Genomic DNA, 13,928 nt, shown 5'->3' on the forward strand with positions numbered 1-13,928 from the left:
GCGTCTCGCGGACCGGAGTGGGATCTCGCGGGAGGAGGACGGCGCATCGAGCGAAACGGCGCCCGGAGGAGGACGGCGAGGGATCGGGGGTCAGCGCGCGATGTCGGCGAGGAGGGCGGCCGTCGCGGCGACGAGGTCGGCGGGGGTGAGCTCGATGTCGAAGCCCCGGCGCCCGCCCGACACGAGCACCGTGTCGTGGAGCTCGACGGTCTCGTCGATCACGGTGCGATGCCGCGTCCTCTGCCCGAGCGGCGAGATGCCGCCGAGCACGTAGCCGGTCCGGCGCTGGGCCAGCACGGGGTCGGCCATCGCCGCCCGCCTGCCTCCGACCGCGGCCGCGAGCTCCTTCAGCCCGAGGGAGCCGGTGACGGGCACGACGCCCACCACGAGCTCGCCGTCCACATCGACCATCAGGGTCTTGAACACGCGCTCCGGCTCGACGCCGAGCGCCTCGGCCGCCTCGAGCCCGTAGCGCGTCGTGGCCGGGTCGTGCCGGTACTGGCGGGGAGTGAAGGGGACGCCCGCCGCCGTCAGCGCGACGGTCGCCGGGGTCCCCGGCCCGCTCCGCGCCATCAGGCGTCCTGCTCGGCCGCCGGCCCGTGCGCGGCGAAGAGCTGCATCGAGGTGCCGGCCACGCGGATGACCTGCCCCGGCTCGAACGACTCGCCGTGCTCCAGCGGCTCCGGCTCCTCGCTGTTCCACAGGCGCGTGTAGCCGGTGACCCCCTCGCCGTCGGCGAGCACGACCGTGGTGTCCTGCTCGACGCCGTGCACCACCAGCAGGACGCGGTCCGGCTCGCCCTCGACCGGCGTCGAGGCGGCGAGGTACTGCAGCGTCCGGTTGGCGGCGGAGGTCCAGTCGTGCTCGCTCATCCCGCGCCCGTGGGCGTCGAACCACGTCATGGTCGTGGCGCCCGGCTCGCTCGCGTCGCCGCTGCCGTAGCGGGAGGGACGCAGCGCCGGGTGCTCACGCCGCAGGCGCAGCAGGGTGCGCGTGTGCGCGCGGAGCGCGAGCTGCCAGTCGGCCAGGCCCTCCCAGCGCACCCAGGTCAGGTCCGAGTCCTGGCAGTAGGCGTTGTTGTTGCCGCGCTGGCTGCGCCCGGTCTCGTCGCCCGCCGTGATCATCGGCACGCCGGCCGACAGCAGCAGGGTGCCGAGAAGGTTCCGCATCGCCTTGCGCCGCGCCAGCGTGATCCGCTCGTCGGTGGTGGGGCCCTCGAAGCCGTGGTTGAAGGAGCGGTTGGTGTCGGCTCCGTCGCGGTTCGACTCGCCGTTGCCGATGTTGTGCTTGACGTTGTACGAGACCAGGTCCGCCAGCGTGAAGCCGTCGTGCGCGGTGACGAAGTTGACCGACGCGAGGGGGCCCCGCTCCGCCGAGAACGTGTTGGACGAGCCCGAGAGCCGGGTCGCGAAGCCGCCGATGCCGACGGGGGCCGTGCCGGCGCGGCGGGCGTAGTCGATGTCCGAGAGCCAGAAGTTGCGGGCGCGGTCGCGGTAGCGGTCGTTCCACTCCGACCACCCGGCCGGGAAGTTCCCGGTCTGCCAGCCGCCCATCCCCACGTCCCAGGGCTCGGCGATCATCTTCACGCCGGCCAGCGCCGGATCCTCGACCGCGGCCCGCAGCAGCGGGTGGTCGCTCCGGAAGTGCGCGATCTCGTCCCGGCCGAGGGTCGCGGCCAGGTCGAGCCGGAAGCCGTCGATCCCGACCTCGCCCGACCAGTAGCGCATCGAGTCCAACGCGAGGCGCTGCGCCGCGGGCCGGCCGAAGTCGATCGTGTTCCCGCAGCCGGTGACGTCCACGTAGTGGCCCTCGGGCGTCTGGCGGTACCAGCCGGCGTCGTCGATCCCGCGCAGGCTCGACATCGGCCCGCCCGGCCCCTCCTCGGCGGTGTGGTTGTAGACCACGTCCAGGATCACCTCGAGGCCGGCCTCGTGCAGGAGCTTCACCATCCCCTTGAACTCGCGGAGCACCGCGGTCGGTCCGCCGCGCTGCGCGGTGGAGGAGGCGTACGCGGCGTGCGGGGCGAAGAAGTTCAGCGTGTTGTAGCCCCAGTAGTTGGTCAGCCCCTGCCGCAGCAGGCGCTGCTCCGACACGAACGCGTGCACGGGCAGCAGCTCGACCGCCGTCACGCCCAGATCGAGCAGCGCCGAGACCGTCGACTCGTGCGCCAGGCCGGCGTAGGTGCCGCGCAGCTCCACGGGCAGCGCCGGGTTCAGCCGGGTCAGCCCCTTCACATGCGCCTCGTAGATCACGGTGCGGTCCATCGGGGTGCCGGGCCGGGAGGAGGAGCCCCAGTCGAACGCGTCGTCCACGACGACCGAGCGCCACTCGTTCTCCGCCACCCGGTGCAGGCCGCGGGAGTACGGCTCCAGCAGGGCCCGGCGGGGGTCGAAGCGGTGCCGGGGGCCCGTGGGTCCGTCGACGCGCAGGGCGTAGCGGCGGCCGGGGGCCAGCAGATCGGAGCGCGCGGACCAGACCGCGGCGTCGTCGCGCGCCAGCGGGACCGTGCGGGTCACCCAGGTCGGATCCTTCTCGTCGTACAGCAGCAGATCGACGGCGCTCGCGCTCTCGGACCAGACCCGCAGCTCACCGCCCTGATCGTCCACGGTCACGCCGAGCCGGGCCAGGGGATCGTGAGAGGTCATGCGACTTACAGTAGTGACGGGCACCGGCTCCCTCCGTGCCCCCGACGCGGGACGAAGGGCTGCTGTGATCTACCTCGACCACGCCGCGACCACCCCGCTGCGCGCCTCGGCGCTCGCCGCGTTCGCGGAGGCGTCCGCCCACGGCGGCAATCCCTCCTCCGTCCACGGCTCCGGCCAGGAGGCGCGCCGCCGGCTGGAGGACGCCCGGTCGGCGCTCGCCGGGGTGCTCGGCTGCGAGCCGATCGAGGTGATCCTCACCGCCGGCGGCACCGAGGCGGTCAACCTCGGGATCAAGGGCCTCTACTGGCAGCGCCGGAGCGAGGACCCGGCTCGCGTCCGGGTCCTGGTCGCCGAGGGGGAGCACCACGCGACGCTCGACTCGGCCGCCTGGCTCGCCGAGCACGAGGGCGCCGTCCTCGAGTGGCTGCCTCTCGACGACGAGGGCACCCTGCGGCCGGAGGCGCTCGCCGCGGCGCTGGAGGAGGACCCCGGCTCGGTCGCCCTGGTCACGGTGCTCTGGGTCAACAACGAGATCGGGACGATCAATCCGATCGCCGAGCTGGCGGCGGCGTGCGCCCGCGCCGGCGTCCCCCTCCACGTCGACGCGGTCGCCGCCCTCGGGCACGTGCCGCTGCGGATCGCCGAGATCCGCCGCGCCTCCGGCTCCGGGCGCGGCGCGGGACTGGCCGCCGTCAGCGTCTCGGGTCACAAGGTCGGCGGCCCGATCGCGACCGGTGCGCTCGTGCTCGCCCGCGACGCCCGCGTGATCCCGGTGCTGCACGGAGGCGGACAGCAGCGGGGCGTCCGCTCCGGCACCCAGGACGTGCCCGGCGCCGCGGCCTTCGCCGCCGCCGCGGTCGAGGCGGACGCCGAGCTGTCGGCGGAGGCGCAGCGCCTTGCCGCCCTGCGCGACCGGCTCGTCGCGGGCGTCCTCGCCGCCGTGCCGGGGGCGACCCTGACCGGGCCCGCCCTCGACTCCGGACGCCGGGTCGCCAACAACGCGCACCTCGCCTTCCCCGGTGCGCAGGGCGACTCCCTCCTCTTCCTCCTCGACACCGCGGGCGTCTCCGTCTCGACCGGGTCCGCCTGCACGGCGGGGATCCCGGAGCCCTCGCACGTGGTCCTCGCGCTCGGCCGGAGCGAGGAGGAGGCCCGCGGGGTGCTCCGGATGACGCTCGGCCACACCTCGACCGACGCGGACGTCGACGCCCTCCTGGCCGCGCTGCCCGCCGCCTACGCCCGCGCCGCCCGAGCCGGACTCTCGAGCCGCGCGGTGCTGCCCGCCTGAACCCCTGCCGGCCGCGCCCGCGGGAAACGTAGACTCGCACGGTGAAGGTTCTGGCGGCGATGAGCGGTGGAGTGGACTCGGCGGTGGCCGCGGCCCGCGCGGTGGAGGCGGGGCACGATGTGGTGGGCGTGCACCTCGCCCTGAGCAGGATGCCCGGCACGCTGCGCACCGGCAGCCGGGGGTGCTGCACGATCGAGGACTCGATGGACGCGCAGCGCGCCGCGAACGTCCTCGGCATCCCGTACTACGTGTGGGACTTCTCCGAACGGTTCAAGCTGGACGTCGTCGACGACTTCGTCGCCGAGTACTCGGTGGGCCGCACCCCGAACCCCTGCATGCGCTGCAACGAGCGGATCAAGTTCGCCGCCCTGCTCGAGAAGGCTCTCGACCTCGGCTTCGACGCGGTCTGCACCGGCCACTACGCCTCCCTCCGCACCGCCGCCGACGGCTCCCCGGAGCTCCACCGCGCGAGCGACGAGGCGAAGGACCAGTCCTACGTCCTCGGCGTGCTGACGGAGCAGCAGCTGCGGCACTCGATGTTCCCGCTCGGCTCCACGCCGTCCAAGGCGATCGTGCGCGCGGAGGCGGCGGAGCGGGGCCTCAGCGTCGCGAGCAAGCCCGACAGCTACGACATCTGCTTCATCCCCGACGGCGACACCCGCGGCTGGCTCGCCGAGCGCGTCGCCCCCGAGACCGGAGCGGTCGTCGATCGGGACGGCGCGGTGGTCGGCTCCCACGAGGGCGCTCACGGGTACACGGTGGGCCAGCGCCGGGGCCTGCACCTCGGCGTCCCCGCGCCCGACGGCCGGCCGCGCTTCGTCCTGGAGGTGCGGCCGGTGAGCAACGAGGTCGTCGTCGGTCCGCGCGAGGCGCTGCGCATCGGCGAGATCGCCGGCGAGCGGTTCACCTGGGCGGGCGCCGCTCCCGAGGACGTGGACGCGCCCTTCCGCTGCGACGTCCAGATCCGCGCGCACGCCGACCCGGTCCCCGCCTCCGCGGTGGTGTCGCACGTCGATGGCAGGGTGGAGCTCGTGATCACTCCGGACTCGCCGCTCGACGGCGTCGCCCCCGGCCAGACGGCCGTCGTCTACCTCGGCACCCGCGTGCTGGGCCAGTGCACGATCGACCGCACGGTCGCGGCCGACGCCGCGGTGCTCCGGTGAGCGCCGTCGAGCCCGCCGCCCGCGTCGAGGAGCTGCGGGCGCGGATCCGGTCGGCGAGCGACGACTACTACGCGGCCGACTCCTCGCCGCTGTCCGACGCCGAGTACGACGCCCTGGTGCGCGAGCTCGCCGCGCTCGAGGCCGAGCACCCCGAGCTCGCCGCCGAGGACTCGCCGACGCGGACCGTCGGCGGGATCGTCGGAGCGGGCCTCGCCCCGATCGACCACGCCGAGCGGATGCTCTCCCTCGACAACGTGTTCTCGGCCGAGGAGCTGCGCGAGTGGTGCGAGAAGACGGTGGCCTCGGCCGACCGCCCCGTCGCCTGGCTCACGGAGCTCAAGATCGACGGGCTCGCGATCTCCCTCCACTACGAGGACGGCCGCCTCGTCACGGCGGCGACCCGCGGTGACGGCCGCACCGGCGAGGACGTCACCGTCAACGCCCTCCGCGTCGCGGGCATCCCCGAGCGCCTCTCCGGCGAGGGCCACCCGGCACTCGTCGAGGTCCGCGGCGAGGTCTTCATCCCCGTGGCCGCCTTCGCCGAGCTGAACGCCCTCCAGGAGACGCTTCGCGACGAGGCGGTCGAGGAGGCGCGGACCCGCTGGTCGTCCCGCCCGCCCGCCACCCGAGGCGTCTTCGAGGAGGAGAAGGCGCGCACGAGCGCACTGCGGCGCTTCCCGACCTTCGCCAACCCGCGGAACGCGGCGAGCGGCGGCCTCCGCCAGCAGCTCGACAAGAAGTCGGGTCTCGACCTGCGCGCCGGCGAGGCGCGCGTCGGCTCCCTCGCGCTCTACGTGCACGGCATCGGCGCCTGGCCGGACCCGCCTGTCGCGTCCCAGTCCGAGGTCTACGGGCTCCTCTCCTCCTGGGGACTGCCGGTCAGCGGCCACAACCGCGTCTCGGCCTTGGTGGAGGAGGTGCTCGCCTTCGTCGACCGCTACGGCCGCGAGCGGCACTCGGTCGAGCACGAGATCGACGGCGTGGTCGTGAAGGTGGACGAGCTCGAGCTGCACGACGAGCTCGGCGCCACCAGCCGGGCGCCGCGCTGGGCGATCGCCTACAAGTACCCGCCCGAGGAGGTCCACACGAAGCTCCTCGACATCGTCGTGAGCGTCGGGCGCACCGGCCGCGCGACGCCGTTCGCCCAGATGACCAAGGTGAAGGTCGCGGGGTCCGAGGTGCGCCAGGCCACGCTGCACAACGCCGACGTGGTCAAGGCCAAGGGCGTGCTCATCGGCGACACGGTCGTGCTGCGGAAGGCCGGGGACGTCATCCCCGAGGTGCTCGGCCCGGTGGTGGAGCTCCGCGACGGCTCCGAGCGCGAGTTCGTGATGCCGACGCAGTGCCCCGAGTGCGGCACCACGCTCGCTCCGGCCAAGGAGGGCGACGTCGACCTGCGCTGCCCCAACGCGGAGTCCTGCCCCGCGCAGGTCCGCGGGCGCGTCGAGCACATGGGCAGCCGCGGCGCGCTCGACATCGAGGCGCTCGGCGAGGTCAGCGCCGCCGCCCTGACCCAGCCCCTGGTGCCCGCCGAGCCGCCGCTGCGGACCGAGGCCGGCCTGTTCGAGCTCACGGTGGCCGATCTCTTCCCGATCGAGGTCGTCGTCCGCGACTCCGAGACGGGTCTGCAGAAGCTCGACGCGAAGGGCGATCCGAAGGTCGTCACGCCCTTCAAGCGCAAGCGGCAGCTCGCCAAGGACGGCGCCTTCGACCCGGAGGCGGGAGCCTTCGCGGGGGACGCGGCCTCCGTGCCCTCCACCAACGCCCTCCGGCTGATCGAGAACATCGAGCGGGCGAAGACCAAGGAGCTGTGGCGTCTGCTGGTCTCGCTCAGCATCCGGCACGTCGGCCCGGTCGCCGCGCGCGCGCTGGCGGGCTACTTCGGCTCGCTCGACGCGATCCGCGGGGCGAGCCGCGACGAGCTCGCCGCGGTCGACGGGGTGGGCGGGATCATCGCCGACGCCCTGATCGCCTGGTTCGAGGTCGACTGGCACGTCGAGATCGTCGACCGCTGGGCCGCGGCCGGAGTGCGCTTCGCCACGCCCGGCCACCCCGGTCCCGGTGCCGCGGACGCCGCCGGCGGGGTGCTCGCGGGTCTCACGGTCGTGGCAACCGGCAGCCTGGAGGGGTACTCCCGCGAGGGGGCGCAGGAGGCCATCCTCGCGGCCGGCGGCAAGGCCGGCTCGAGCGTCTCCAAGAAGACCGACTACGTCGCCGCCGGTCCCGGCGCCGGCAGCAAGCTCGGCAAGGCCGAGGCCCTGGGGCTCCGGATCATCACCGCGGCCGAGTTCCACCTCCTGGTGACGGAGGGACCGGACGCGATCGCACTGCCGGAGGAGGCGTCCGCCGACGCTCCGGAGGAGGCCGCCGCCGGCCCGGACGGGGACGTCGCCGGCGCATCGCGCTCCGACGCCTCGCCGGAGGACGACGCCGTGCCGGACACCGACGCCGTCCCGGACGCGGCCGCCCCGAGCACGGAGGAGCCGACCGGGCCCGATGCCTGACGCGGGCGGCGGGGAGCGGCGTGCGTTCCTGCGCCGCTCCCTCGCCGACGCAGCGTCGCTCGCGCTCGACGCCGCGGTTAGGCCCACCCCCGCCGAGCGCCGGACCGCCGAGGTGCTGGGCCGGATCGACCACCTGGTCGTGCTCTCCTTCGCCGGCCGCAGCCGCGACCAGGTCCTCGGCGCGCTCGACGATCCGGACGGTCCGGTGTTCACCGGTGATACGGACGCCGTGATGACCGCGCCCGGCCCGGACGATCCTCCGGGCGCGCGCTTCGCCCCCGAGATGCTGCCGGTGCACGCGCTCCTCGCCACGGCCTTCGCCCGGGCCGACCACTGGCGCGCCGACGGCCGCGATCCGCTGCCGGCGGCCCTGCGCGCGGCCCGGGAGACCGGCACCGGCTGGGCTCTCGCGGTCGACGAGCGGCAGGGCGTCTCGATCACGCTCCTCGCCGATCCGGAGTGGCCCCACCGCGATCCGGGCGCCGCCGGCTCCCGCGGCGGGCGCCTCCTTCCCATCGACGCGCTGGCCGCCGAGGCCGCAGCCGGCACCCTGCCTCCGCTCGTCCTGGTCGAGCCGCGGTCCCTCGTCGATCCGGCCGACTTCGCCGACGCCGCAGCCGCCGGCACCGATCGATCCGCCGATGCGCGCCTCGCGGAGCAGCTGCTGCACGTCGTGTTCGACGCCGTCCGCGACGCGGAGCGGGCAGGGCGGCGGATGCTGCTCCTCGTCACCGCGCGGGGGAGCGCGGAGCGGCCCGGCACGGTGCCGGCGCTCGTGATCGCCTCGGCCGTCCCCTCGGGTGCACGGATCGGCGTGCCGCTCGGTCCGGAGACTCCCGCGCAGCTCGTCCGCGCCCGGGCGGGCGTGCGCCGGGCCCTCGTCGATCCGCAGGTCCGTGAGCTGGCCGCACTCCTCAGCGGTCCCGACCGGTCCCTCGCGCGCTGGCCCCGCACGGCGCCCGCGTTCGCGCCGCCCGCGCCGGTCGGGCGCCGCCTCCGCGACGCGGCCCGCCGCGCGCACGTCGACCCCGAGCCGGAGTCGGGACTGCTCGCCCGCGTTCGAGCCGCCGTCCCGGGCGCGTCGCTACACTCCGAGCAGGCGCAGGCGGCGCAGGAGAGGCGGCGGAGATGACCAGCGAGCGGACTCCCTCGGAGCACGACGACGGAGCTCCCCGCTCCCGCTCGCGCCGCCGCTTCCTGGCCGGCACCGCCGCCGCCGGAGTCGGAGCCGGAGCCCTCGCCGGTGGCGCGATCGGCGCGGCCGTCGCCTCCGGCCCCCGCCGCGAGGAGGAGCCGCGACTGCCCGCCCGCACGGAGCCGGGATTCGACCACGTCGTCGTGATCATGTTCGAGAACCGCTCCTTCGACAACGTCCTCGGCCGCCTCTACGGACCGGACGACCTGCCCGCGGGCGAGAGCTTCGAGGGCCTCCTCCCCGACGAGCGGACGAACACCAGCGCCGGGGGACTGACCGTCGGCACGCACGTCTACGAGGGCGCCACCGACTCCGTGATGCGCCAGCCCGACCCGGACCCGGGCGAGGAGTACCCGCACGTCAACACTCAGCTCTTCGGCACGGTGGATCCGCCCGAGAACGCCGGCCGCACCGTCGGCGCCATGACCGCGCCATTCAACGCGCCCGCCGACGCCTCCGCCCCGACGATGAGCGGCTTCCTCGAGGACTACGTCCAGCACCTGAGGGTGATGAAGAAGGGGCAGGAGCCCACGGCGGAGGAGGCGCGGACGATCATGGGCGGCTTCTCGCCGGAGATGCTGCCCGTCTTCTCCACCCTCGCCCGCGAGTTCGCCGTCTTCGACCAGTGGTTCTGCGCCGTCCCCTCCCAGACCTTCTGCAACCGGTCCTTCCTGCACGCGTCGACCTCGCACGGCTTCGTCACCAACAAGCAGGGCGGCGGCTACGAGAAGTGGCTCGCGGACGACCTGGCCGACGCGCCGACGGTGTTCAACCGCCTCGAGGAGGCGGGGAGGACCTGGCGCGTCTACTTCGACGCGCTGCAGGTGGTCTCGTACACCGGGTTCCTGCACGCGCCGGTGCTCGAGAAGTACTGGAAGACCCACTTCTCGACGATGGACCGGTTCTACGCCGACGTGGAGAACGGCGAGCTGCCCGACTACGCCTTCCTCGAGCCGCGGCTCGTCTTCGACCACAACGACATGCACCCGCCGACCGGGGTCCTGCACGAGGACGAGGTCGACGGCACGCCCGTCTACGACAGCGCGCTGTCCGACGTCCGCGCCGGCGAGCTGCTGCTGCACCAGGTGTACTCGGCGATCCGGGAGAGCGCGAGCACGACCGGCTCGAACGCGGTGAACACGCTGCTGCTGGCGACCTTCGACGAGCACGGCGGCCTCTACGACCACGTCCCCCCGCCGTCGGCGACTCCGCCGGGCGACGGCCGCGAGGGCGAGATGGGCTTCGCCTTCGACCGGCTCGGCTGCCGCGTGCCGGCGATCGCCGTCTCGGCGTACACGAGGGCCGGCACGATCGTGCACGACGAGCTGCACCACGGCGCGGTGATCCGGACCCTCAGCGCCCTGCACGGCCTCGAGCCGCTGACCGCTCGCGACGCCTCCGCCCCCGACCTCTTCGGGGTGCTGACCCTCGACGAGCCGCGGCAGATCGGCGACTGGCCGACCACGGTGCCGCAGTACCTGCCCCCGAACCCCGAGGCGGCGCCCGCGCATCCGGCGCACGTGAACCGCGACAAGCCGCTGAGCCCGCCCGCCGTCGGCCTGATGGGCCTGCTGCTGGCCCGGTACGGCGAGCCCGGCGAGGACCTGCCGACCACCTACGAGGGGGCGTACAACGCACTCCTGAAGCACGGCTCCAGCCTCTTCGGCGGCTCCTGACGGTCGGGCGGCGCGGGCGGAGGCGGTGCGGGCGCGCCGAGTAGACTGGCGGCCGGAAAACCCCCCCGAACCACCAGACGGAGACGCATGTCCGAGATCACGGCCGACACGGTCGCCCATCTGGCCCAGCTGGCCAGGATCGACCTCACTTCCGACGAGATCGGGAGCCTCACCAGGGAGCTCGGCCAGATCGTCGACTCCGTGCGCGCGGTCCAGGCCGTCGCCACGCCCGAGGTGCCGGCGACCAGCCACCCGATCCCGCTCGAGAACGTCTTCCGGCCCGACGTGGTCGGCGAGACCCTCACGCTCGAGCAGGCGCTCTCCGGCGCGCCCGAGCACGACGGCAGCCGCTTCCAGGTCTCCGCGATCCTGGGGGAGGAGCAGTGAGCGCGCACGGCGACGAGCTCGTCCGCCTCAGCGCGTCCGCCCTCTCCGAGAAGCTGGCCGACGGCTCGGTCTCCTCGGTCGAGGCCACCCGCGCCCACCTCGAGCGCATCGACGCGGTCGACGGAGCGGTCCACGCCTTCCTCCACGTCGCGCGCGAGGGCGCGGTCGCGTCCGCCGAGGCGATCGACCGCCGGCGCGCCGACGGCGAGTCGCTGCACCCCCTCGCCGGAGTGCCTCTCGCGGTCAAGGACGTCATCGTCACGAACGACATGCCGACCACGAGCGGCTCCCGCATCCTCGAGGGCTGGCGCCCGCCCTACGACGCGACCGTCATGCGCAAGGTCCGCGAGGCCGGGCTGGTCCCGATCGGCAAGACCAACATGGACGAGTTCGCGATGGGCTCGACCACCGAGCGCAGCGCCTACGGCCCCACCCACAACCCGTGGGACCTCGACCGCATCCCCGGCGGCTCCGGCGGCGGGTCCGCCGCGGCCGTCGCGAGCTACGAGGCGCCCCTGGCCCTCGGCTCCGACACCGGGGGATCGATCCGCCAGCCCGCGCACGTGACCGGCACCGTCGGCGTGAAGCCGACCTACGGCGGCGTGTCCCGCTACGGAGCGATCGCGCTCGCCTCGAGCCTCGACCAGATCGGCCCCGTCTCCCGGACGGTCCTCGACTCCGCGCTGCTGCACGACGTCATCGCGGGCCACGACCCGCGCGACTCGACGTCGCTGCGCGACTCCTGGCCCTCCTTCGCCGACGCGGTGCGCCGCGCCGACGTGACGGGCCTCCGGATCGGCGTGGTCAAGGAGCTCGACGGCGGCGAGGGCTTCCAGCCCGGCGTGCTGGCGCGCTTCCACGAGGCGCTCGAGATCCTTCAGGGCGCCGGAGCCGAGGTCGTCGAGGTGAGCCTCCCGAGCGTCGAGCACGCGGTCGCCGCCTACTACCTGATCCTCCCCGCGGAGGCCTCCAGCAACCTCGCCAAGTTCGACTCGGTCCGGTTCGGCCTCCGGGTCACGCCGGAGGGCGGCGGCACGGTCGAGCAGGTCATGTCCGCGACCCGCGAGCAGGGCTTCGGCCCCGAGGTCAAGCGCCGGATCATCCTCGGCACCTACGCCCTCTCGGCCGGCTACTACGACGCCTACTACGGCAGCGCGCAGAAGGTCCGGACCCTGGTGCAGCGGGACTTCGACGCGGCCTTCGCGGACGTCGACGTGATCGCCTCGCCGACGGCACCGACGACCGCCTACCGCCTCGGCGAGAAGCTCGACGACCCGCTGGCGATGTACCGCGGCGACGTCGCGACCATCCCGGCGAACCTGGCCGGCATCCCCGGCATCTCCGTCCCCGCCGGCCTCGCCGACGAGGACGGGCTGCCCGTCGGCATCCAGTTCCTCGCTCCCGCCCGGGAGGACGTGCGCCTCTACACCGTGGGCGCCGCGCTCGAGGCGCTGCTCGAGGAGAAGTGGGGCCGCCCGCTCCTCGCGCAGGCCCCCGACCTGACCCACTCCGTGCTCTCCGCGACCGAGGAAGGTGCCGTCTGATGGCCTCCGCGCACACGTCCGCTCCCGAGCTGATGGACTACGACGAGGTCTTCGAGACCTTCGAGCCGGTGCTCGGCTTCGAGGTGCACGTCGAGCTCAACACGAAGACCAAGATGTTCTCGGACGCGCCGAACGAGTTCGGGTCCGAGCCCAACACGAACGTGACCCCGGTCGACCTCGGCCTCCCGGGCTCGCTGCCGGTCGTGAACGAGCAAGCCGTCCGCTACTCGATCAGCCTCGGCCTCGCCCTGGGCTGCTCGATCGCCCCGTCCAGCCGCTTCGCGCGCAAGAACTACTTCTATCCGGACCTGGCGAAGAACTACCAGATCTCGCAGTTCGACGAGCCGATCGCCTTCGAGGGCTCGGTCGAGATCGAGCTGGCCGACGGCTCGCTCGTGCAGATCCCGATCGAGCGCGCGCACATGGAGGAGGACGCCGGCAAGCTCACGCACGTCGGCGGCGCCACCGGCCGCATCCAGGGCGCCGAGTACTCGCTCGTGGACTACAACCGCGCGGGGGTCCCGCTCGTGGAGATCGTCACGAAGCCCATCTACGGCGCGGGGAAGAGCGCGCCCGAGTACGCGAAGGCCTACGTCGCGATGATCCGCGACATCGTGCTGGCGCTCGGCATCTCGGACGCCAAGATGGAGCGCGGCAACCTGCGCTGCGACGCGAACGTCTCGCTCCGCCCGATCGGCCAGGAGAAGCTCGGAACCCGCACCGAGACCAAGAACGTCAACTCGCTCCGCTCGGTCGAGCGCGCCGTCCGCTACGAGATCCAGCGCCAGGCGGCGATCCTCGCCGCGGGCGGCACGATCACGCAGGAGACGCGCCACTGGCACGAGGACACCGGCCGCACCTCCGCGGGCCGGCCCAAGAGCGACGCCGACGACTACCGCTACTTCCCGGAGCCCGACCTGCTCCCGGTCGTGCCGAGCCCCGAGCTGATCGAGGAGCTGCGCGCCGCGCTCCCCGAGAAGCCCGCCGACCGCCGTCGCCGCCTCAAGCAGGAGTGGGGCTTCACCGACCTCGAGTTCCAGGACGTCGCCAACAGCGGCCTGCTGGTCGAGATCACCGAGACCGTCTCCGCGGGAGCCGCTCCGCAGGCGGCCCGCAAGTGGTGGACCGGGGAGATCGCGCGCCTCGCGAACGCGGCGGGCGAGGACCCGGCCTCCCTGGTCACCCCGGCCCAGGTCGCCGAGCTCGCCGGTCTGATCGAGAGCGGCACGCTGACCGACCGCCTCGCCCGCGAGGTCCTCCAGGGCGTCATCGCCGGGGAGGGCACCCCGCAGGAGGTCGTCGACGCCCGTGGACTCGCGGTCGTCTCGGACGACGGAGCGCTCATCGAGGCGATCGACGCGGCACTGGCCTCGCAGCCCGACGTGCTCGCGAAGATCCGCGACGGCAAGGTGCAGGCCGCCGGTGCCGTGATCGGTGCCGTGATGAAGGCCATGAAGGGGCAGGCCGACGCCGCCCGCGTCCGCGAGCTCGTCCTGGAGCGCGCGGCCGGCTGAGCCGGTGCGCGG

At 74.0% G+C, this 13,928-nt stretch carries 10 protein-coding genes; 8 read left to right on the plus strand and 2 right to left on the minus strand.

The features are described 5' to 3' along the window. Positions 1–90 precede the first annotated feature (90 nt). The gene (gene ybaK, locus C5C56_RS06320) at positions 91–573 is read right to left on the minus strand and encodes a Cys-tRNA(Pro) deacylase (protein WP_104247616.1); all 483 of its coding nucleotides are present in this window, start codon (positions 571–573) and stop codon (positions 91–93) included. Beyond that, on the minus strand, positions 573–2,645 hold the full coding sequence (gene glgX / locus C5C56_RS06325; protein WP_104288331.1) for a glycogen debranching protein GlgX: 2,073 nt from the start codon (positions 2,643–2,645) through the stop codon (positions 573–575). Before glgX ends, ybaK begins: the two co-directional genes overlap by 1 nt. Between glgX and C5C56_RS06330 the strand changes: the two genes are divergently transcribed. The 8 genes from C5C56_RS06330 (at position 2,644) to gatB (ending at position 13,916) form a co-directional block, all read left to right on the plus strand. Continuing rightward, entirely contained in the window at positions 2,644–3,933 is a 1,290-nt protein-coding gene (locus C5C56_RS06330) for a cysteine desulfurase family protein (protein ID WP_104288332.1), read from the plus strand. The two genes, glgX and C5C56_RS06330, sit on opposite strands and share 2 nt — an antisense overlap. 41 nt (positions 3,934–3,974) lie before the next feature. Beyond that, positions 3,975–5,096 (plus strand): tRNA 2-thiouridine(34) synthase MnmA, encoded by a 1,122-nt coding sequence (gene mnmA, locus C5C56_RS06335; RefSeq protein WP_181127875.1) that lies wholly within the window; start codon positions 3,975–3,977, stop codon positions 5,094–5,096. Then, complete coding sequence (ligA, locus tag C5C56_RS06340) at positions 5,093–7,600, plus strand: NAD-dependent DNA ligase LigA (RefSeq protein ID WP_104288334.1); 2,508 nt, start codon at positions 5,093–5,095, stop codon at positions 7,598–7,600. The genes mnmA and ligA overlap by 4 nt, the downstream gene beginning before the upstream one ends. Then, entirely contained in the window at positions 7,593–8,732 is a 1,140-nt protein-coding gene (locus tag C5C56_RS06345) for a hypothetical protein (protein ID WP_104288335.1), read from the plus strand. Before ligA ends, C5C56_RS06345 begins: the two co-directional genes overlap by 8 nt. Beyond that, positions 8,729–10,471, plus strand: coding sequence for an alkaline phosphatase family protein (locus tag C5C56_RS06350; protein WP_104288336.1), 1,743 nt, complete (start codon positions 8,729–8,731; stop codon positions 10,469–10,471). Before C5C56_RS06345 ends, C5C56_RS06350 begins: the two co-directional genes overlap by 4 nt. Positions 10,472–10,558: 87 nt before the next feature. Further along, the gene (gatC, locus tag C5C56_RS06355; RefSeq protein ID WP_104226848.1) at positions 10,559–10,858 is read left to right on the plus strand and encodes an Asp-tRNA(Asn)/Glu-tRNA(Gln) amidotransferase subunit GatC; all 300 of its coding nucleotides are present in this window, start codon (positions 10,559–10,561) and stop codon (positions 10,856–10,858) included. Continuing rightward, on the plus strand, positions 10,855–12,402 hold the full coding sequence (gene gatA, locus C5C56_RS06360) for an Asp-tRNA(Asn)/Glu-tRNA(Gln) amidotransferase subunit GatA (protein WP_104247609.1): 1,548 nt from the start codon (positions 10,855–10,857) through the stop codon (positions 12,400–12,402). Before gatC ends, gatA begins: the two co-directional genes overlap by 4 nt. Next, entirely contained in the window at positions 12,402–13,916 is a 1,515-nt protein-coding gene (gene gatB, locus C5C56_RS06365; RefSeq protein ID WP_104288337.1) for an Asp-tRNA(Asn)/Glu-tRNA(Gln) amidotransferase subunit GatB, read from the plus strand. Before gatA ends, gatB begins: the two co-directional genes overlap by 1 nt. Positions 13,917–13,928 lie beyond the last annotated feature (12 nt).

This window comes from Rathayibacter sp. AY1D1, assembly GCF_002932635.1.
Taxonomy (GTDB): Bacteria; Actinomycetota; Actinomycetes; order Actinomycetales; family Microbacteriaceae; genus Rathayibacter.

What these genes read in the sequence shown, in the direction of transcription:
- ybaK (WP_104247616.1), bottom strand. Translation starts at nt 573, where the DNA reads ATGGCGCGGAGCGGGCCGGGGACCCCGGCGACCGTCGCGCTGACGGCG.
- C5C56_RS06330 (WP_104288332.1), top strand. Translation starts at nt 2,644, where the DNA reads ATGCGACTTACAGTAGTGACGGGCACCGGCTCCCTCCGTGCCCCCGAC.
- gatC (WP_104226848.1), top strand. Translation starts at nt 10,559, where the DNA reads ATGTCCGAGATCACGGCCGACACGGTCGCCCATCTGGCCCAGCTGGCC.
- C5C56_RS06345 (WP_104288335.1), top strand. Translation starts at nt 7,593, where the DNA reads ATGCCTGACGCGGGCGGCGGGGAGCGGCGTGCGTTCCTGCGCCGCTCC.
- glgX (WP_104288331.1), bottom strand. Translation starts at nt 2,645, where the DNA reads ATGACCTCTCACGATCCCCTGGCCCGGCTCGGCGTGACCGTGGACGAT.
- C5C56_RS06350 (WP_104288336.1), top strand. Translation starts at nt 8,729, where the DNA reads ATGACCAGCGAGCGGACTCCCTCGGAGCACGACGACGGAGCTCCCCGC.
- gatB (WP_104288337.1), top strand. Translation starts at nt 12,402, where the DNA reads ATGGCCTCCGCGCACACGTCCGCTCCCGAGCTGATGGACTACGACGAG.